We start from the raw sequence: 20,520 nt of genomic DNA on the forward strand, positions 1-20,520 counted from the left end.
GCGCCCCTCCGGGAGGGCGAACGCGGGTGTCAGTCCGGCCGGCCCACGACGAACCATCTCGACGGCAGTTCGATGAGGGTGCCGTCCGGGCCCTGCTCGGTGGTGGTCAGGGGCATCTCTCCGGAGGCCACCACGGTGAGACCGGCCGCCCGCAGGTACTCCGCCACGGCGTCGTCGGCGACCTCGCCGGGGGCGATGCCGTGCCGGAAGACGGGGGCGAGCTTGGCCGGCGGGCCCGAGGGGCCCTGGGCGAGGCCCATCAGGACGGGCTTGGCCGCCTCGGCCAGCTCGACCAGGAAGGCCCGGCCGCGGGTGCCGACCAGAGTGGCGATGCCGTCCACCAGCGCCTGCCGGGCCTCGGGCTCCGCCTGGTGCAGCACGCCCCTCATATAGACGTTGGAGTCGCCGAGTTCGGCGTGCAGCGTCTGCGTCTCGTCCTTCTCCCCGGCGTCCAGGACCCGGTAGCCGGCCAGGCCCGCGGGGTCGGACCGGCGGGCGTGGTCGACCGCGGCGGCGGCCAGGTCCACCCCGACGACATGCGGGAAACGGCCGGCGAGGAACCGGGTCTGGGTGCCGTTGCCGCAGCCCACGTCCACCAGCGGCAGGGTCGGCGCGACCAGGAGCGGTTCGAACAGGGCCAGTTGGGGTCCGACGGTCACCGTCGGCTCCGCGTCCCAGAACACCGCGCCCTCCTCCTCGGGCGCCTCCCGCCAGAAACCCTCCCAGGCGTCCCGGTACCGACTCGTCACGCTCATGCCCAACTCCCCAGGGTGCGAAGGCATCCCGCCACGGCCGGGCGGGGCGAAGTACGGTCTATCGCGCCCCGCGCGGGGCTACAAGCGCGTCACACGTTCCTTCACGCCGCATTCGATCCGCGTACGCCCGACCGGCCGCGTGCGCCTCGACCGGACCCGGCTTGCCGGGGTCAGCGCCTCGGCAGCGTCAGCTCGAACCAGACGCTCTTCCCGGACCGCGTGCGGCTGGCGCCCCACTCGCGTGCGAGGGTGCTCACCAGCCGCAGCCCGCGGCCGAACTCGTCGAGGGGACCGGCGTTTCTCAGGGTCGGCAGCTCGTGGTCGTCGTCGTCCACCTCGCACAGCAGGGTGTCGCCGCGGACCAGGCGCACCTCGACCGGGCGGCCGTGCGAGTGCCGCAGCGCGTTGGTGACCAGTTCGCCGGCGAGCAGCGCGGCGACGTCGGCGAGCCGGGCGAGCCCCCAGTCGTGCAGCTGCTCCCGGACCGCCGCACGGGCCCGGCCGACCTGGGCGGGGTCGCGGGCGATCCGCCATTCGGCGACGTCCTCGGGCCCGATGCCGGCCAGCCTGGCCATCAGCAGCGCCACGTCGTCCTTGCGGCCGCCGCGGGTGTTGAGGGCGCGGATGATGGTGTCGCAGGCGTCGTCCATGGAGGCCGCCGGGTGGGCGGCGGACTCGCACAGGGTGGCCAGTCCCACGCCGATGTCCTCACCGCGGACCTCGACCAGCCCGTCGGTGCACATCACCAGCCGGTCCCCGGGCGCCACCGGCACCCGCACCGACTCGAAGGGCACGCCGCCGACTCCTATGGGCGCCCCCGTCGGAAGGTCGAGCAGTTCGCTGCGGCCGTCCTCGGCGCGCACCAGCACGGGCGGGATGTGGCCCGCGTTGGCGAGGGTGAGTTCGCCGGCGATCGGGTCGTAGACGGCGTAGAGGCAGGTCGCGAGGTAGGTGTCACCGAGGCGCTGGGCGAGGTCGTCGAGGTTGCGCAGGAGTTGCGCGGGCGGCAGGTCCAGCGCGGCCATGGTCTGTACGGCCGTCCTCAACTGGCCCATCATCGCGGCGGAGTTGAGGCCGTGGCCCATCACGTCGCCGACGACGAGGGCGGTGCGCGCGCCGGGGAGTTTGACCGAGTCGAACCAGTCGCCGCCGATCCGGCCGAGGAGGGTGCCCGGCAGATAGCGGGTGGCGATGTCGCAGCCGGCCATGCGGGCCGGGATGTGCGGCAGCATGCTGTCCTGGAGCGTCTCGGCGACGTTCTCCTGGAAGGTGTACATGCGCGCGTTGTCGAGCACGAGCCCGGCGCGGGCGGCGAGTTCGGCGCCGGTGACCCGGTCCATGTCGTTGAAGACGGGGCGCTCGGGGTGGCGCAGCAGGATCATGAACCCGAGGACGACGTTGCGGGCCTTGAGCGGTACGACCAGCATGGAGCGGTTGGTGATCAGCGGCCGGATGTCGCGCTTCTCGAACTGCGAGGCGATGGCGTGGCCCATCTGCTCGCTGATCCGCGGCACCAGCACGGGTTCCCCGGTGGTCATGCACTGGAAGAACGGGGTGTGCGCGGGGAAGGGCATCGCCTCGCCGACCGGCACGACGTCGTCCCAGCGGCCGGGTTCGTCGGTGTGCTCGACGGCGACCCGGTGCCACAGGGTGGTGGTGTCCGGCACGCCGTCGGCGAACCCCTCGCCGGCGACGACCTGTTCGCGCAGGTAGGTGCCGGCGACATCGGTGAAGCGGGGCACGACGGCCCGGCTGACCTCGGTGATGGTCCGGGACAGGTCCAGGGAGGTGCCGATGCGGCCGCTGACCTCGTTGAGGAACTCCAGACGCTCGCGGACCGCGGCGTACTCCAGGTCCTCGGCGTCCTCCGCGGCCGGCTCCGGCGCGGGCAGTCCGAGCGCCGCGGCCCGGGCCGCGCGTTCCCGGCGGGCCCTGCGCTCGGCGCGCCGCGGCACACCCCAGTCCGGGGTGACGGGCACCCGGTCGTTCTGGCTGAACTCCAGCACGGGATAGCCCAGTTCGAGGATCTGGGCGACGATGCGGGTGCTCTCGCCGACGCTCATGCTGGGCAGGATCTCGGGCAGCCGGCGCGCGAGTTGTTCGGCGCCGGGGAAGTCGGTGTGCAGGGCGAACCCGGGGGCGATGCGCTCGCCGTCCGGGTGGTCGGGGTCCTGGCGGCTCAGTCCGTCCGCGTCGGCCGCCAGCACCAGCAGCCGCTCGCTGCCGGGGCCGACCAGGGGGTACGCCCACCACAGCACGTCGGAGCGGTCGGTGCCGGGCAGGGCGAGGCGGGCGCGGCCGGCGGCGGGGAAGTTGAGCCGTCCGTCGAGGGAGGACTCCAGATCGGGCCCGAGGGCGTCGTAGGCCGTGTACATGCCGTACGGGGCGGTGTCCGGTTCGTCGGGGAGGGCGCCGGAGACGGGGAGCAGGTCGGCGGCGGGCCGTCCGATCGCCTCGTCCTTGGCCGCGCCGAACAGCCGCCGTGCGCCGCTGCTCCAGTGGGAGACCAGGCCCTCCCGGTCCACCACGACGACGGCCAGCGGAACACGTCCGCCGGCGGCGTGTTCCGGTGCGCCGTCACCGGCTCCGCGGCCGGGAGGTGCGTCCCGCTCGGTGCCACGGTCCATGGCCAAGGCCTCTCTCCCCACGGCTTGGCAAGATCTGTCCCGCCGACACCACCGTACGGCGCGAGCCGGTGGTGATGTGGGGCAACGGGGTAATTGACGGGTCCGTCCGCCCCGGCGCACGCTCCCGGCTACCGGCAGGTACCCCTCAGCCCTCGTGCCCCAGCTGAAGATCGCGTTCCGTGCGCCCGCCGCCGGCCACCCGGAGCACGCTGGCGACCGGCGGATAGCCCGTGGCGATCACGGTGTACTCGCCGGACGACAGATCGACGAACCGGAAGGTCCCGTCCGGGCCGGTGGTGAGGGTGTCGGCGACGTTGCCCGCCGCGTCCAGCAGGGTCACCCGGGCGTCCTCGGCGGGCCGTCCGCCGCCGGCGCGGACGGTGCCGCGCAGGACGGCTCCCCCGGCGAGTTCGATGTCCTGGACGGTCTCCCGGGCGGCGCGCACCGAGACGGGCAGGGCGGCCGGGCGGAAGTCCGGCGCGCCGGCGGCGAGGGTGTACTCGCCCGCGGGGAGTTCGGTGACGGCGAAGTCGCCCAGGGGGCCGGAGCGGGTGGTGGCGACGACCCGGCCGTCCACGTCGGTGAGGGTGACGGTCGCCTCCGGCACGGCGCCGCCGTCGGGGGTGCGCACGGTGCCGGCGACACGCCCCGCGCCGCCGAGCAGGACGTCGAGGTCGACCGGGCGTTCGCCGACGGTCACCGCGACGGCCTGCGGCTGGTGTCCGCCGGCGGCGGCGATCAGGACGTACGCCCCCGGCCCGGGTGCGGACAGCGCGTACCGTCCGTCCGCGCCGCTGCCGCCGCGCCCGGTCTGCTCGCCTCCGGCGTCGATGAGGGTGAGTGCCGCGCCCGGTACGGCCGTTCCGTCGGGGTGGCGTACGGCGCCGCGGACGGGCACGCCGTCGGCACGCTCCGAACGGGCCGGCGGGACCCGGGTGTCGGCCGCGGGGGTGTCGTGGGCCACCAGGGGTTTCTCCTTGAGGAAGAAGGCGAGGACCAGGCCGAGCAGGAGGACCGGCACGAGGTAGAGGAAGATCCTCGGCATGGCGTCGGCGTAGGCCTGGACGTAGACGTCGCGCAGGTGCGGGGGCAGCGCGTGGACGGCCTGCGGGGTGATCGACGCGGGGTCGGGCAGCCCGGCGCCCGGCGCGGCGGGCAGCCGGCCGGCCAGGGCGTCGGTGAGCCGGTCGGCGAAGAGGGTGCCGAAGACCGCGGCGCCGACGCTGCCGCCGATCTGCCGGAAGTAGTTGTTGGCGCTGGTGGCGGTGCCGAGGTCGGCGGGGCGCACGGAGTTCTGCACGGCGAGGACCAGGACGGGCATGACCATCCCGATGCCGGCGCCGAGGACGGCCATCCAGAGGCTGTAGTGCAGCCGGGGCGTGTCGGCGTCGAGGCCGGACAGCAGCCACATACCGGCCGCCGAGAGGGCGCCGCCGAGGACGGGGTGGACCTTGTAGCGGCCGGTGTGGCTGATGAGCTGTCCGGCGACGACGGAGGCGCCGACGATCCCGCCCAGCATGGGCAGCATCAGCAGCCCGGACTCGGTGGCGGAGGCCCCGTCGACCATCTGCAGGAAGGTCGGCAGATAGCTGGCGGCCCCGAACAGGGCGACGCCCACCACCAGGCCGATCAGGCCGGTGATGTTGAAGACGGAGTCCCTGAACAGCCGTAGGGGGATGAGCGGTTCGGCGGCGTGGCGCTCGGCGAGGAGGAAGAGCGCGCCGGACACGGCGGCGCCCGCGCCGAGGCCGAGGATCGTCCGCGAGCCCCAGGCGTGTTCGGTCCCGCCCCAACTGGTCAGCAGGACCAGGCAGGTGGAGGCGGCGGTGAGCAGCAGCGCGCCGAGGACGTCGAGCCGGGCCCCGGTCCGCGGGCGGGGCAGCTTCAGCACGGCGGTGACGACGGCGAGGGTGAGGAGGCCGAAGGGGACGTTGAAGTAGAAGCACCAGCGCCAGGAGAGGTGGTCGGTGAAGTAGCCGCCGAGCAGCGGTCCGGCGACGGAGGCGAGGCCGAAGGCGGCGCCGATCAGGCCCATGTACCGGCCGCGCTCCCGGGGCGGCACGATGTCGGCGATGATCGCCTGCACGCCGATCAGGAGTCCGCCGGCGCCGACGCCCTGCACGGCGCGGAAGGCGATGAGCTGGTCCATGGTCCCGGCGCGCCCGGCGAGGGCGGAGCCGATGACGAAGACGACGATGGCGAACTGGAAGACGCCCTTGCGGCCGAGGAGGTCGCCGAGTTTGCCGTAGACGGGCAGGCCCACTGTGGAGGTGAGCAGGTAGGCGGTGATCGCCCAGGACATCCGGTCCAGGCCGTGCAGTTCGCCGACGATCCTCGGCAGCGCGGTGGCCACGATCATCTGCTCCAGCGCGGCCAGCAGCAGCGCGAGCATCAGGGCGAGGAAGACCAACCGCACCTGGCGCGGGCCGAGTTCGGCCGGTCGGGGGTGCGGCGGCACGGGGGGTGCGGCGGACGCCTCGTCCCGCGCCGGAGTGATCCCGCCCACGTCCGCTCCCCTCGTCGCGCCACCGCACGGTTCCCGCTCGAAGGCGGCAACGGTCGGCGGGCGCGACGGGTTACGGCGGACGCCGGGCCGGGCGGAAGATCCACCCGATTCGGTGAGGCGGCCAACGACCGCCGGGAGCGGCCCCGTTGAGGAGCCGTCCTACTTCTCGACCTCGGCGGCGAGCCTGTCGAGCAGGTCGTCGTAGATACGGCCGAGGCCCTTGGGGGCGAAGGTCTTCTCGAAGAAGCCGCCGATGCCGCCCGCGCCCTGCCAGACGGTGGTCACCACGACCCGGGACTTGCCCTCGCCGGCCGGGGTGACCCGCCAGGTGGTGACCATGGAGGAGTTGCGGTCCTTCTCGACCAGTTCGCCGTCGCTGGGCTCGGTGACCTCCAGCAGGCAGTCGCGGACGCGCTTGCTGGTGGCCTGGAGCTTCCAGTGCACGAGGGTGCCCTCGCCGTCGCCGCCCTCCCGCACCTCGTACTCGCTGAAGTGTTCGGGCAGGACCTTCCGGCGGGTGCCCTCGTAGTCGGCGAGGGCGTCGAACACCTTCTCCGCGTCCGCCGCGACGATCCGCTCCGTAGTGGCCTCGACCTGCGCCATTGACTTCCTCCAGGGGTGTTGTGCCAGGGCCTGTGGGGGGTGAGGTCAAGCCAACCACCCCGTGACCCGGCCGCCCAAATCGGGGTCGCACGATCAAGGGAACATGTGTTCTATTCTGTGGGCAGTGCTACCGAGGAGGCCTCATGCGCTGGGAGAACCTCGCCCTGGAGTCCGGGCACGGCCGGGTGGAGTCCGGTCACGGCCGGGCCGACGCCGCGCTGTTCGGCGCCGACGCGGTGACCACCAGAACCTTCGACAGCCCAGAGTTCCGTGGCATCACCTTCCACGAGATCCGGGCCCGCTCGATCATCAACCGGGTGCCGGGGGCCTCCCGCATGCCCTTCGAATGGACCGTCAACCCCTACCGGGGCTGTACGCACGCGTGCGTCTACTGCTTCGCGCGCTCCACCCACGGCTATCTGGACCTCGACACCGGGCTCGGCTTCGACTCCCAGATCGTGGTCAAGGTGAACGCCCCGGAGCTGCTGGCCCGTCAGCTCGGCTCGCAGCGCTGGACCGGCGACCACATCGCGATGGGCACCAACGTCGACTGCTACCAGCGGGCCGAGGGCCGCTACCGGCTGATGCCGGGCATCCTCGGCGCCCTGCGCGACCACGCCAACCCCTTCTCGATCCTCACCAAGGGCACCCTCATCCTGCGCGACCTGGACCTGCTCGAACAGGCCGCCGCGGTGACGGACGTCGGGATCTCCGTCTCGGTCGGCTTCCTCGACACCGAGCTGTGGCGCACCGTGGAGCCGGGCACGCCCGCCCCCGAGCGGCGCCTGGAGGTGGTGCGCACCCTGAGCGGGCGCGGCATCGGGTGCGGGGTGCTGATGGCGCCGGTGATCCCCTTCCTCGGGGACGGTCCGGACCGGCTGCGGGCCACCGTGCGGGCGATCGCCGCCGCGGGCGCCACCTCGGTGACCCCGCTGGTGCTCCATCTGCGCCCCGGCGCCCGCGAGTGGTTCATGGCCTGGCTCGAACGCCACCACCCGTACCTGGTGCGCCGTTACGAACGGCTGTACGCGGACGGCGCCTACGCCCCGAAGTGGTACCAGCGCCGGATCACCCGTCAGGTGCACGAGCTGGCCGAGGAGTACGGCATCGGCCCGAACCGCGCGGGCATGCCCCGCCGGCTCCCCGAGCCCCCGGCGGCCGAGGAGCGGCCGGTCGAACCGGTCCAACTCACCCTGATCTGAGCGCATCCGGAGGCAACGCACGGCCCAATCGGGTCAAGTATCGGCAGAAGACGTTCGTCCGGCCGGGCTTTCCGGGACGATGCGGCGTGGACCGTGACCCTCGCGGTCCGAACACCCGCCGTCCTGGGAGGACTCGATGAGAAGAAGCGCAGCCCTGCTGTGCGGTGCGGCCGTCGTCGTGGCCGGGACGCTGACGGCCGTCCCCGCCGAGGCGGACGACCGGGGCGCCACCACCGCCGCACAGCTCTCCTGGAAGGACTGCGGCACCGCCTCCTACCCGACCCTGCAGTGCGCGTCCCTCGAAGTACCGCTGGACCACGCGAATCCGCGGGGGCGGAAGATCACGCTGGCGCTCTCCCGGGTCCCGCACACCGCGAAGAAGTACCAGGGCCCGCTGCTGGTCAACCCCGGCGGCCCCGGCGGCAGCGGGCTGACGCTCGCCGGTTTCGTGGCGAACTCGCTGCCCGAGTCGGTGGCCGCGCAGTACGACGTCATCGGCTTCGACCCGCGCGGGGTCGGCAGGAGCGAGCCCGCGCTGGACTGTCTGCCCGGCCACTTCGACCCGGTCCGCCCCGACTCGGTGCCGAGCACCCCGGCGCTGGAACGGGCCAACCTCACCCGCGCGCAGACGTTCGCGAAGGCGTGCGGCGACAAGCACGCGGACGTGCTGCCGTACATCGACACGGTCAGCGCCGTGCGGGACATGGACCGGATCCGGCGGGCGGTGGGCGCCGAGCGGATCAACTACTTCGGCTACTCGTACGGCACCTACCTCGGCGCGGTCTACGCCCGGCTCTTCCCCGAGCGGGTGCGGCGCCTGGTGCTGGACTCCGTGGTGGACCCGACCGGCGTCTGGTACCGGAACAACCTCGCCCAGGACTACGCCTTCAACGACCGTCACCTCGCCTTCATGGCCTGGGTCGCCCGGCACGACGCGACCTACCGGCTGGGCACCGACCCGGCGAAGATCGAGAAGCGCTGGTACGCGATGCGGGCCGAGCTGGCGAAGGACCCGGCCGGCGGCCGGGTGGGCCCCGCCGAACTGGAGGAGACCTTCCTGCCCGGCGGCTACTACAACGGCTACTGGCCCTATCTCGCCGAGGCGTTCGCCGCGTACACGAACGACGGCGACACCGAGGCGCTGGTGGAGACGTACGACAACTTCGCCGCCGTGGACGCCTCGGGCGACAACGGCTACAGCGTCTACACCGCGGTGCAGTGCCGTGACGCGAAGTGGCCGCGCGACTGGCGGCAGTGGCGTGCGGACAACTGGGCGGTCTACCGCAAGGCGCCGTTCATGGCGTGGAGCAACGCCTGGTACAACGCGCCGTGCGCGTTCTGGCCGACCGAGTCCCTCAAGCCGGTGAACGTCGCCAACGCCGAACTGCCGCCCGCGCTGCTGCTCCAGGCGACCGGGGACGCGGCCACGCCGTACGAGGGCGCCGTGATGGCCAACCGGCTGCTGCGCGGCTCCAGCCTGGTGGTGGAGGAGGGCGGCCAGAACCACGGCGTCTCACTGAGCGGCAACGCCTGCCTGGACGGGCACCTGGCGCGCTATCTCACCGACGGCACGGTGCCGCGCGGCAGCGGTGAGGCCGACGCGGTCTGCGAGGCGCTGCCCGACCCGGAGCCGGCCGCCGCGAGGTCGGCGAGCACCTCCCGGGGCTCGACGCTCCACGGGCTGCTGGGCTTCCGCGGCTGAATCCACCCGCCGGGGGCGGGCGTCGGCGGCCGGTGGTCCACGATGGACCCATGACCGAGCCCACCAGGACGCCCGCCCCCGGCGGCGCGGAAGCGCAGCTGCGCATACGGGAGATGACGTACGCCGACTGCGACCGCGTCGCCGAGATCCGCGTCGGCGGCTGGCGCACCGCCTACCGCGGCATGATGCCGCAGTCCCATCTGGACGCCCTCAGCGTCCCCGAGGACGCCGACCGGCACCGGGCCCGCTTCGCCCGGGCCGACGGCACCACGGTGAACCTGATCGCCGAGCGGGACGGCCGGGCCGTCGGCTGGTCCTGCCACGGTCCCTACCGCGCGGGCGACCTGCGCACCCCCGACGCCGAGCTGTACGCCGTCTACGTCGACCCCGCCCTGTACGGCTCCGGGGCCGGCCGGGCCCTGCTGGCGGAGTCCCTGCGCCGGTGCGCCGCCGCCGGGCACCCCCGGATGCTGCTGTGGGTCCTCAAGGACAACGCCCGCGCCCGGCGCTTCTACGAGCGGGCGGGCTTCCGCCCCGACGGCGCCGAGGAGACCTTCGAGGCGGACGGCGTCCCGGTCCCCGAGCTGCGCTACGCACGGGAGTTGACGGCGCCCTGACCCTCACCGCCGGTCGGGGCGCGCGACGCGGTCCCGCTCACCGCTGTGCCGGGATGCGGGCCAGCGCCCGTACCGCGGCCTCGGCGAGCGCGGGGTGGGCCAGCGCCTCGTCCAGTACGGGCCGGGCGCGGGTGTCGCCCAGGTCGCCCAGCCCGTCGACGCAGGCCAGCGCGACCCGGCGGTAGGGGTCGTGCGGGCGCAGCCGCCGCTTCAGGGTGGTGATCAGCGCGGGGACGGCCTCGGGGGCGCGCAGTACGACCAGCAGCCGGACCGGGTGCAGCGCGTAGGCGACCCGCAGTTCGTTCGTGGCGAGGGCGGCGGCCGCCCGGGCGGTGCGGGGATCGCCGAGCCGGGCCAGGGCGTGGGCCGCGGACCGGCAGCGCTCGGGGTCGCGGTGGTTGAGCAGCAGGACGAGCGCCTCGAACGCCCGCCGGTCCCCCGCGAGTCCCAGCCGGAACGCGGCCAGCTCCCGGGCCCACAGCGCGTGCCCCGGCGCGACCAGCACCTCGGCCAGTTCGTCGACGTCCTCGGTGGCCGCCAGCCGCTCGAAGCCGGCACCGCCGCCGGACTCCCGCCGTAAGCGCTCCGTGAGTGATCGCAACTCTTCGTCCATGGTCCGACCCTAGGGGTGCCCCCACCGGCGCGGGACCTACATCACAAAGACGGTCAAGGAGAGGGGCTGGCGCGCTCGTTACCGGCGGGTTAAGCTCAGACGAGCGAGACACCCTCTCGTTTTCGACCCGCGGTGGCCTGGTGACGCAGCCGCCGTGGGAGCAGTCGGTTCGGTGCCCCAGGTACCGCAGTACGACTCGGCCACGGGACAGGGCCGGTCGGCCTCACCGTTCGCCGGACGTGTGCACGTCCACGGCGACGGCACCGGGCGTGTGCGTGAGCGCTCCGCTTGGAGGGCCACGACATGCCGTCGTGGCTGGTCACGCAGGTCTCCACCCCTCCAGGGCGCTGACCGCGCGGCCCGCTCGTAAGCCCGGGACCAACACCCGCATCCCGCTTTCCTTCCGCACCCGTGGCGCCGTTTCGGCGCACCGGGTCGCGTTCCCAGTCGTCACCCTCATTCCTGGAGTCCCGCGATGGCCACTCCCCTGTCCGACACCTCCCAGTCCCCGATCCGGACCGTCGCCGTCGTCGGCCTCGGCACGATGGGCACCGGTATCGCCGAAGTGCTCGCCAAGGCCGGCCGCGAGGTCGTCGGCATCGACGTCAGCGAGGCCGCGGCCGTCCAGTCGGTCACCGCGATCGCCGCCTCGACCGCCCGTGCCGTGGAGCGCGGCAAGCTCACCGAGCAGGAGCGCGCCGACGCACTCGCCCGGATCCGCACCGGCAGCGACCTCACCGCCGCGGCCGGCGCCGACCTGGTGATCGAGGTGGCACCGGAGTCGTACGAGATCAAGCAGCAGATCTTCCGCGCGCTGGACTCGATCGTGCGGCCGGAGACGATCCTGGCCACCGGCACCAACGCGCTGTCCGTCACCCGGCTCGCCGCCGACTCGGCGCGCCCCGAGCGGGTGCTGGGCCTGCACTTCTTCAACCCGGCGCCGGCGATGCGGCTGGTCGAGGTGGTCTCCTCGGTGCTGACCGCGCCGGCCGCGGTCACCGCCGTCACCAACCTGGCCCTGGACCTCGGCAAGGAGCCCGTCGCGGTGGGCGACCGGCCCGGATTCGTCGCCGACGGGCTGCTGTTCGGCTATCTCAACCAGGCCGCCGCGATGTACGAGGCCAAGTACGCCTCCCGCGAGGACATCGACGCCGCGATGCGGCTGGGCTGCGGACTGCCCATGGGCCCGCTCGCACTGCTGGACCTCATCGGCATCGACACCGCGCGCACGGTCCTGGACGCCATGTACGCCGAGTCCCACGACCGGCTGCACGCCCCGGCCCCGATCCTCAAGCAGCTCAGCGAGGCGGGCCTGACGGGCCGTAAGTCGGGCCGTGGCTTCTACAGTTACGAGGCGCCGGGCAGCGCGGTCGTCGTGCGGGACGCGCTGACCCCGCTGGAGGGCTCGGTGCAGGTCCCGGGCCGTGAGGTCCGCTCGGTCGGCGTCGCCGGTTCCGGCACCATGGCCTCCGGCATCGCCGAGGTCTTCGCCAAGGCGGGCTACGAGGTCGTCCTCGCCGCCCGCAGCGAGGAGAAGGCGGCGGTCGCCAAGGCCCGGATCGGCAAGTCCCTGGCCCGCTCGGTGGACAAGGGCCGGATGACCGCGGAGGCCGCGGCGCGGACCCTGGACCTGATCACCCCGGCGGGCTCCTACGACGCCTTCGCCGAGGTCGACCTGGCCGTCGAGGCGGTCGCCGAGGACCTGGAGATCAAGCAGCAGCTGTTCGCGACGCTGGACAAGGTCTGCAAGCCGGGCGCGGTGCTGGCCACCACGACCTCCTCGCTGCCCGTGGTCGCCTGCGCGCGGGCCACCTCGCGTCCGCAGGACGTGATCGGCATGCACTTCTTCAACCCCGCGCCGGCGATGAAGCTGGTCGAGGTCGTGCGGACGGTGCTCACCGCCGACGACGTCCACGCCACCGTGCGCGAGGTCTGCGGGCGGATCAGGAAGCACGCGGTGGACTGCGGCGACCGGGCCGGCTTCATCGTGAACGCGCTGCTCTTCCCGTACCTGAACAACGCGATCAAGATGGTGCAGGAGCACTACGCCACCCTCGACGACATCGACGCGGCGATGAAGCTGGGCGGCGGCTACCCGATGGGCCCGTTCGAACTGCTGGACGTCGTCGGGCTCGATGTCTCGCTGGCCATCGAGAAGGTCCTGCACCGCGAGTTCCGCGACCCGGGCCTGGCCCCGGCGCCCCTGCTGGAGCACCTGGTGGCCGCGGGCTGCCTCGGCCGCAAGACGGGCCGGGGATTCCGCGAATATGCCCGGCGCTGACCGTCCGGGCGACTGGTTCACCGGCGGCGAGGACTGGGGCGGACTGCTCGACCCCGCGGACTCTCCCCCGCTCCCCAGGAGCGGGGGAACCCCGGGACACGCGCACCGGGCTGCGCAGATGCAGTACGTTCGGGTCATGTCCCAGCCCGCCAGGTCCTCACGTACACCAGCCACGCCCGACGCGCCGGAGAGTGCCGCGGGCAGTCGCGCGGCCGCCCAGCGGCTCAAGATGCGCCGGGAGCTGGCGGCGGCGGCGATGGAGCTGTTCGCCACCAAGGGGTACGAGGCGACCACCGTCGACGAGATCGCGGCCCAGGCCGGGGTCGCCCGCCGTACCTTCTTCCGTCACTTCCGCTCCAAGGAAGAGGCGATCTTCCCCGATCACGACGACACCCTGATCCGGGCCGAGGCGGTGCTCAACGCCGCCCCCGCGCACGAGCATCCGCTCGACACGGTGTGCCGCGGCATCAAGGAGGTCATGCGGATGTACGCGGCCCGCCCGGAGATCTCGGTCGCCCGCTACAAGCTCACGCGCGAGGTGCCCACCCTGCGCGAGGCGGAGATCGCCTCGGTGGCCCGTTACGAACGCCTCTTCACCCGCTACCTCCTGGGCCACTTCGACGAGCACGCCCACGACGACGACGCCAACGACGACCCGCTGCTGGCCGAGGTGGCGGCGTCCGCCGTGGTCACCGCGCACAACCACGTACTGCGGCGCTGGCTGCGGGCGGGCGGCCAGGGCGATGTGGAGGCGCAGCTGGACCACGCCTTCGCGATCGTCCGCAAGACCTTCGGCTCCGGCATCGGGGCCGGCCGCTCCGCCCAGCCCCAGCCGGCCGCCGCGACGGTCTCCACCCACGGCGAGGTGCTGGTGACGGTGGCGCGGACGGACGCGCCGCTGGAGCAGGTGATGCGGACCATCGAAGAAGCCCTCAAGGAACGCTGAGGCGCCCCTGCGGAACTCTTCGCCCCTGTGATGACGGCCACCCCTCGGGGTGGCCGTTTTGGCATGTCAGGGCAGGTTTTCCGACGGCTTCCGGAGCCGATTCGATCGATCATCGCTCATCTGTTACGTAAAGATTTCATCTGAGAGCAATCCCTGGCACTCAGTGCCTTGCGGCGTGACACGCGGTGTCATACGTTGAAGAGGTCCGGGCGGCCGGCGTGCAGAGACCATGCGTACGCCGGCTGTCCCCGCAGCCTCATGGGCCGCGCGCCCGGACGCCTGCGTCACAGGCACCCTCCCGCGCCACAAAGCGCTGCCGATCAGCACCGTCCGCCGAACCGACGGCACCCCCGATCCACCCTCAGCAGCACCGACGTAACCCTCAGCGTCCCCCTCAGACGCTCACCGCCGGAGGCATCACCGTGACCGTGAAGGACATCCTGGACGCGATCCAGTCGACCGACGCCACGTCGGAAGACTTCGCCGCCATCCCGCTCCCCGAGTCGTACCGCGCGATCACCGTGCACAAGGACGAGACCGAGATGTTCGCGGGGCTGGAGTCCCGCGACAAGGACCCGCGCAAGTCGATCCACCTGGACGACGTGCCGCTGCCCGAACTGGGCCCGGGCGAGGCCCTGGTCGCCGTGATGGCCTCCTCGGTCAACTACAACTCGGTGTGGACCTCGATCTTCGAGCCGCTGTCCACCTTCGGCTTCCTGGAGCGCTACGGCCGCACCAACGACCTGGCCAAGCGCCACGACCTGCCGTACCACATCATCGGCTCCGACCTCGCGGGCGTCGTCCTGCGCACCGGCCCCGGCGTCAACGCCTGGCGGCCCGGTGACGAGGTCGTCGCGCACTGTCTCTCGGTCGAGCTGGAGTCCTCGGACGGCCACAACGACACCATGCTCGACCCCGAGCAGCGGATCTGGGGCTTCGAGACCAACTTCGGCGGCCTCGCCGAGATCGCCCTGGTCAAGTCCAACCAGCTGATGCCCAAGCCGGGCCACCTCAGCTGGGAGGAGGCCGCCGCGCCGGGTCTGGTCAACTCCACCGCCTACCGCCAGCTGGTCTCCAGCAACGGCGCCGCCATGAAGCAGGGCGACAACGTCCTGATCTGGGGCGCGAGCGGCGGACTCGGCTCCTACGCCACCCAGTTCGCGCTGGCCGGCGGCGCCAACCCGATCTGTGTCGTCTCCAGCGACCAGAAGGCGGACATCTGCCGCGCGATGGGCGCCGAGGCGATCATCGACCGCAACGCCGAGGGCTACAAGTTCTGGAAGGACGAGAACACCCAGGACCCCAGGGAGTGGAAGCGCTTCGGCAAGCGCATCCGCGAGCTGACCGGCGGTGAGGACATCGACATCGTCTTCGAGCACCCGGGCCGCGAGACCTTCGGCGCCTCGGTCTTCGTCACCCGCAAGGGCGGCACCATCACCACCTGCGCGTCGACCTCGGGCTACATGCACGAGTACGACAACCGCTACCTGTGGATGTCGCTGAAGCGGATCATCGGCTCGCACTTCGCGAACTACCGCGAGGCGTGGGAGGCCAACCGTCTGATCGCGAAGGGCAAGATCCACCCGACGCTGTCGAAGACGTACTCCCTGGAGGAGACCGGCCAGGCCGCCTTCGACGTGCACCGCAACCTCCACCAGGGCAAGGTCGGCGTGCTGTGCCTCGCCCCCGAGGAGGGCCTCGGCGTGCGCGACCAGGAGATGCGCGCCAAGCACATCGACGCCATCAACCGCTTCCGCAACATCTGAGGGCAGCACATATGAGCGAGCGTCAGACCCCGCCTGCGGCGCAGGGCGCGCCGGTGTCGAAAGAGACGAAGGCAAGGGAGCGCAGCGACCGCGGACTGAGGAACGTCGACACCGGCACGGAGCGCCCTGCGCCGCAGGCGCATCGAGAAAGGGACCGGCCGTGGTTGATGCGGACCTATGCCGGCCACTCCACGGCCGAGGCGTCCAACGAGCTGTACCGGCGCAATCTCGCCAAGGGCCAGACAGGTCTGTCCGTCGCGTTCGACCTGCCGACGCAGACCGGCTACGACCCCGACCACATCCTCGCCCGCGGCGAGGTCGGCCGGGTCGGCGTGCCCGTCTCGCACGTCGGTGACATGCGCCGGCTGTTCCAGGACATCCCCCTGGAGCAGATGAACACCTCGATGACCATCAACGCCACCGCCATGTGGCTGCTGGCGCTCTATCAGGTCGTCGCGGAGGAGCAGGGTGCGGACATCACCAAGCTCCAGGGCACGACCCAGAACGACATCGTCAAGGAGTACCTGTCCCGCGGCACGCACGTCTTCCCGCCCGGGCCGAGCCTCCGGCTGACGACGGACATGATCGCGTACACGGTCTCCCACATCCCGAAGTGGAACCCGATCAACATCTGCAGCTACCACCTGCAGGAGGCGGGCGCCACCCCGGTCCAGGAGATCGCCTACGCGATGTCCACGGCGATCGCGGTCCTGGACGCGGTGCGCGACAGCGGCCAGGTCCCCGAGGAGCGCATGGGCGACGTCGTCGCCCGGATCTCCTTCTTCGTGAACGCGGGCGTCCGCTTCGTCGAGGAGATGTGCAAGATGCGCGCCTTCGGCCGCATCTGGGACCGGATCACCTCCGAGCGCTACGGCATCCAGGACCCCAAGCAGCGCCGCTTCCGCTACGGCGTCCAGGTCAACTCCCTGGGCCTGACGGAGGCGCAGCCGGAGAACAACGTCCAGCGGATCGTGCTGGAGATGCTGGCCGTCACCCTCTCCAAGGACGCCCGCGCGCGTGCCGTCCAGCTGCCGGCCTGGAACGAGGCGCTGGGCCTGCCCCGGCCCTGGGACCAGCAGTGGTCGCTGCGGATCCAGCAGGTCCTCGCCCATGAGAGCGACCTGCTGGAGTACGAGGACCTGTTCGAGGGTTCGAAGGTGGTCGAGGCCAAGGTCGACGCCCTGGTCACCGAGTGCCTCGCGGAGATCGGGCGGATCGAGGAGATGGGCGGCGCCATGGCCGCCGTCGAGTCGGGCTACCTCAAGGCGCAGCTGGTGGCCTCGCACGCCGAGCGGCGGGCCCGGATCGAGTCCGGCCAGGAGAAGATCGTCGGCGTCAACGTCTTCGAGACGACCGAGCCCAACCCGCTCACCGCCGACCTCGACACGGCCATCCAGACGGTGGACCCCGCGGTCGAGGAGCGCGTCATCGCCTCGCTGGTGAACTGGCGGGACACCCGGTACCAGCCGCCCTTCAACCACCCGCGCCCGTGCAAGGCGCTGGAGCGGCTGAAGGAGGCCGCGAAGGGCACCGGCAACCTGATGGAGGCCACCCTGGAGTGCGCCCGTGCCGGGGTCACGACCGGTGAGTGGGCCGGGGCGCTGCGGGAGGTGTTCGGCGAGTTCCGGGCGCCCACCGGGGTCTCCTCCGCGCCCGTCGCGGTCTCCGCGGCGGAGGGCACGGCGCTGGCCGAGGTGCGCCGCAAGGTGGAGCTGACGGCGCGCGACATGGGCGTCGGCAAGCTGCGCTTCCTGGTCGGCAAGCCGGGCCTGGACGGGCACTCCAACGGCGCCGAGCAGATCGCCGTCCGGGCCCGTGACGCCGGCTTCGAGGTGGTCTACCAGGGCATCCGGCTCACCCCGGAGCAGATCGTGGACGCGGCCCTCGCCGAGGACGTGCACGCGGTGGGCCTGTCCATCCTCTCCGGCTCGCACGCCCGGCTCGTCCCGGACGTCCTGGAACGGCTCCGTGTGGCCGGTGCCACAGATATCCCGGTGATCGCCGGTGGCATCATCCCGAATGGTGATGCCGAGCAGCTCCGGGCCGCCGGAGTGGCCGCGGTCTTCACCCCGAAGGACTTCGACATCACCGGAATCATCGGCCGCATCGTCGACGAGATCCGGAAAGCGAACAAGCTCGACCCCCTGGAGGTCCCCGCATGACCGTCAACCGTCTGCGTCCCCGCCGCTCGTGTCTCGCGGTGCCGGGAAGCAACCCCCGCTTCCTGGAGAAGGCCCAGGGTCTGCCGGCGGACCAGGTCTTCCTGGACCTGGAGGACGCCTGCGCCCCGCTCGCCAAGCCCGAGGCGCGCCACACCATCGTCAAGTTCCTCAACGAGGGCGACTGGACCGGCAAGACGCGTGTCGTGCGGGTCAACGACTGGACGACCGAGTGGACCTACCGCGACGTCGTGACCGTCGTCGAGGGCGCCGGGCAGAACCTCGACTGCATCATGCTGCCGAAGGTGCAGACGGCCGAGCAGGTCGTCGCGCTGGACCTGCTGCTGACGCAGATCGAGAAGACGATGGGCTTCGAGGTCGGCAAGATCGGCATCGAGGCGCAGATCGAGAACGCGCAGGGCCTGAACAACGTCAACGCCATCGCGCAGGCCTCGCCGCGCGTGGAGACCATCATCTTCGGCCCGGCCGACTTCATGGCGTCGATCAACATGAAGTCCCTGGTCGTGGGCGAGCAGCCGCCCGGCTACCCGGCGGACGCCTACCACTACATCCTGATGAAGATCCTGATGGCCGCCCGCGCCAACAACCTCCAGGCGATCGACGGCCCCTACCTCCAGATCCGCAACGTCGACGGCTACCGCGAGGTGGCACGGCGTGCCGCCGCGCTCGGCTTCGACGGCAAGTGGGTGCTGCACCCCGGGCAGGTCGACGCGTCGAACGAGATCTTCTCGCCCTCGCAGGAGGACTTCGACCACGCCGAGCTGATCCTGGACGCGTACGACTACTACACGTCGGAGGCGGGCGGCAAGAAGGGCTCGGCGATGCTCGGCGACGAGATGATCGACGAGGCCAGCCGCAAGATGGCTCTGGTCGTCTCCGGCAAGGGCCGCGCGGCCGGCATGCAGCGCACCAGCAAGTTCGAGATCCCGGAGGCGTAGGGCCATGCAGTTCGGACGCACCTACGAGGAGTTCGAGGTCGGGGCGACGTACAAGCACTGGCCGGGAAAGACGGTCACGGAGTACGACGACCACCTGTTCTGTCTCCTCACCATGAACCACCACCCCCTCCACATGGACACCAACTATGCGGAGAACACGACGGACTTCGGCAGGAACGTCGTCGTGGGGAACTACATCTACTCGCTGCTGCTGGGCATGTCCGTGCCGGACGTGTCGGGCAAGGCGATCGCGAACCTGGAGATCGAGTCGCTGCGGCATGTGGCACCGACCTTCCACGGCGACACGATCTACGGCGAGACCACGGTCCTCGACAAGACGCCCTCCAAGTCGAAGAACGACCGCGGCATCGTCTACGTCGAGACCAAGGGCTACAAGCAGGACGGCACCCTGGTCTGCGTGTTCCGCCGCAAGGTGATGGTGCCGACCGAGACGTACATCAAGGAGCGCGGCGGCGAGCAGCCGGGCCGCCCCGAGCTTCAGGAACAGGGGAAGTAGTCATGGCGCGACTCGCCCAGACCGCCGGTCTGACCGACATCCAGCAGGAGATCCTGTCCACCGTCCGCGACTTCGTGGACAAGGAGATCATCCCGGTCGCCACCGAGCTGGAGCACCGCGACGAGTATCCGCAGGCGATCGTCGACGGCCTCAAGGAGTTGGGCCTGTTCGGCCTGATGATCCCGGAGGAGTACGGCGGCCTGGGCGAGTCGCTCCTGACGTACGCGCTGTGCGTCGAGGAGATCGCGCGCGGCTGGATGTCGGTGTCCGGCATCATCAACACCCACTTCATCGTGGCGTACATGCTCAAGCAGCACGGCACGCAGGAGCAGAAGGACCACTTCCTGCCGCGCATGGCGGCCGGTGACATCCGCGGCGCCTTCTCCATGTCGGAGCCGGCCCTCGGCTCGGACGTGTCGGCCATCACGTCGAAGGCGGTGAAGGACGGCGAGGAGTACGTCCTCAACGGCCAGAAGATGTGGCTGACGAACGGCGGAACGTCCTCTCTGGTCGCCGTTCTGGTGCGAAGTGACGAAGGACACCCCGAGGGCACGGCGCCCCACAAGTCGATGACGACCTTCCTCGTCGAGAAGGAGCCCGGCTTCGGTGAGGTCCGCCCCGGCCTGACCATTCCGGGCAAGATCGACAAGATGGGGTACAAGGGGGTCGACACCACCGAACTCATCATGGATGGCCTGCGAGTTCCCGCCGACCGGGTGCTCGGCGGGGTCACCGGCCGAGGTTTTTACCAAATGATGGACGGCGTCGAGGTGGGCCGCGTCAACGTCGCGGCGCGTGGCTGCGGTGTCGCTCAGCGTGCCTTCGAACTCGGTGTCCGGTACGCCCAGCAGCGTCACACTTTCGGCAAGGCGATCGCCCAGCACCAGGCGATCCAGTTCAAGCTGGCCGAGATGGCTACCAAGGTCGAGGCCGCCCATGCGATGATGGTGAACGCGGCACGCAAAAAGGACTCCGGGGAGCGAAACGACCTTGAGGCTGGGATGGCGAAGTACCTCGCCTCCGAGTACTGCAAGGAGGTCGTGGAAGATGCCTTCCGGATCCACGGCGGCTACGGCTTCTCCAAGGAGTACGAGATCGAGCGCCTCTACCGGGAGGCTCCGATGCTGCTGATCGGCGAAGGTACCGCCGAGATCCAGAAAATGATCATCGGTCGCAGGCTGCTCGAAGAGTATCGATTCCAGGGCTGATTGTCCGGATACGGGGTGTTTTCTTGGAGAAGAAGATCACACCCCGTCAACGCTCCTCG

At 71.4% G+C, this 20,520-nt stretch carries 15 protein-coding genes; 10 read left to right on the top strand and 5 right to left on the bottom strand.

What is annotated here, in order from left to right:
* Positions 1–29 precede the first annotated feature (29 nt).
* The 4 genes from ABT296_RS09140 to ABT296_RS09155 all read right to left on the bottom strand — a co-directional run bounded on the left by ABT296_RS09140 (position 30) and on the right by ABT296_RS09155 (position 6,491).
* Positions 30–755: a class I SAM-dependent methyltransferase gene (locus tag ABT296_RS09140; protein WP_351924895.1), complete on the bottom strand. Its 726-nt coding sequence runs from the start codon at positions 753–755 to the stop codon at positions 30–32.
* Positions 756–925: 170 nt separating this feature from the next.
* On the bottom strand, positions 926–3,382 hold the full coding sequence (locus ABT296_RS09145) for a SpoIIE family protein phosphatase (RefSeq protein WP_351924897.1): 2,457 nt from the start codon (positions 3,380–3,382) through the stop codon (positions 926–928).
* 145 nt (positions 3,383–3,527) lie between these two features.
* Positions 3,528–5,888 (bottom strand): MFS transporter, encoded by a 2,361-nt coding sequence (locus ABT296_RS09150; protein WP_351924899.1) that lies wholly within the window; start codon positions 5,886–5,888, stop codon positions 3,528–3,530.
* Between the two features lie 159 nt (positions 5,889–6,047).
* The gene (locus ABT296_RS09155; RefSeq protein WP_351924901.1) at positions 6,048–6,491 is read right to left on the bottom strand and encodes an SRPBCC family protein; all 444 of its coding nucleotides are present in this window, start codon (positions 6,489–6,491) and stop codon (positions 6,048–6,050) included.
* A gap of 143 nt (positions 6,492–6,634) precedes the next feature.
* On the opposite strand from ABT296_RS09155, the gene ABT296_RS09160 reads away from it, so the two are divergent.
* From ABT296_RS09160 to ABT296_RS09170, 3 genes are all read left to right on the top strand, one after another.
* Positions 6,635–7,693: an Rv2578c family radical SAM protein gene (locus ABT296_RS09160; RefSeq protein ID WP_351924903.1), complete on the top strand. Its 1,059-nt coding sequence runs from the start codon at positions 6,635–6,637 to the stop codon at positions 7,691–7,693.
* Positions 7,694–7,829: 136 nt separating this feature from the next.
* Positions 7,830–9,395, top strand: a complete 1,566-nt coding sequence (locus ABT296_RS09165; protein ID WP_351924905.1) for an alpha/beta hydrolase — start codon at positions 7,830–7,832, stop codon at positions 9,393–9,395.
* 50 nt (positions 9,396–9,445) lie between these two features.
* Positions 9,446–10,012: a GNAT family N-acetyltransferase gene (locus ABT296_RS09170; RefSeq protein ID WP_351924907.1), complete on the top strand. Its 567-nt coding sequence runs from the start codon at positions 9,446–9,448 to the stop codon at positions 10,010–10,012.
* A 37-nt stretch (positions 10,013–10,049) separates the two neighbouring features.
* On the opposite strand, the gene ABT296_RS09175 is transcribed toward ABT296_RS09170, so the two are convergent.
* Positions 10,050–10,625 (bottom strand): adenylosuccinate lyase, encoded by a 576-nt coding sequence (locus ABT296_RS09175; RefSeq protein ID WP_351924909.1) that lies wholly within the window; start codon positions 10,623–10,625, stop codon positions 10,050–10,052.
* Positions 10,626–11,100: 475 nt separating this feature from the next.
* On the opposite strand from ABT296_RS09175, the gene ABT296_RS09180 reads away from it, so the two are divergent.
* The 7 genes from ABT296_RS09180 (at position 11,101) to ABT296_RS09210 (ending at position 20,461) form a co-directional block, all read left to right on the top strand.
* The gene (locus tag ABT296_RS09180; RefSeq protein WP_351924911.1) at positions 11,101–12,906 is read left to right on the top strand and encodes a 3-hydroxyacyl-CoA dehydrogenase family protein; all 1,806 of its coding nucleotides are present in this window, start codon (positions 11,101–11,103) and stop codon (positions 12,904–12,906) included.
* Positions 12,907–13,042: 136 nt separating this feature from the next.
* The gene (locus ABT296_RS09185) at positions 13,043–13,852 is read left to right on the top strand and encodes a TetR family transcriptional regulator (protein ID WP_351924913.1); all 810 of its coding nucleotides are present in this window, start codon (positions 13,043–13,045) and stop codon (positions 13,850–13,852) included.
* 422 nt (positions 13,853–14,274) lie between these two features.
* A complete protein-coding gene (ccrA, locus tag ABT296_RS09190; protein ID WP_351924915.1) occupies positions 14,275–15,618 on the top strand; it encodes a crotonyl-CoA carboxylase/reductase in 1,344 nt (447 codons plus the stop codon).
* 11 nt (positions 15,619–15,629) lie between these two features.
* Positions 15,630–17,780 carry an ethylmalonyl-CoA mutase gene (locus tag ABT296_RS09195; protein ID WP_502977211.1) on the top strand — a complete coding sequence of 717 codons (2,151 nt, stop codon included), beginning with the start codon at positions 15,630–15,632 and terminating at the stop codon, positions 17,778–17,780.
* A complete protein-coding gene (locus ABT296_RS09200; protein ID WP_351924918.1) occupies positions 17,777–18,736 on the top strand; it encodes an HpcH/HpaI aldolase/citrate lyase family protein in 960 nt (319 codons plus the stop codon). Before ABT296_RS09195 ends, ABT296_RS09200 begins: the two co-directional genes overlap by 4 nt.
* Before the next feature lie 4 nt (positions 18,737–18,740).
* The gene (locus ABT296_RS09205; RefSeq protein WP_351924920.1) at positions 18,741–19,253 is read left to right on the top strand and encodes a MaoC family dehydratase; all 513 of its coding nucleotides are present in this window, start codon (positions 18,741–18,743) and stop codon (positions 19,251–19,253) included.
* A 2-nt stretch (positions 19,254–19,255) separates the two neighbouring features.
* Positions 19,256–20,461, top strand: coding sequence for an acyl-CoA dehydrogenase family protein (locus ABT296_RS09210; RefSeq protein ID WP_351924922.1), 1,206 nt, complete (start codon positions 19,256–19,258; stop codon positions 20,459–20,461).
* The last annotated feature ends 59 nt before the right edge of the window (positions 20,462–20,520 follow it).

This window comes from Streptomyces sp. NPDC000983 (assembly GCF_040299205.1).
Lineage (GTDB): Bacteria > Actinomycetota > Actinomycetes > Streptomycetales > Streptomycetaceae > Streptomyces.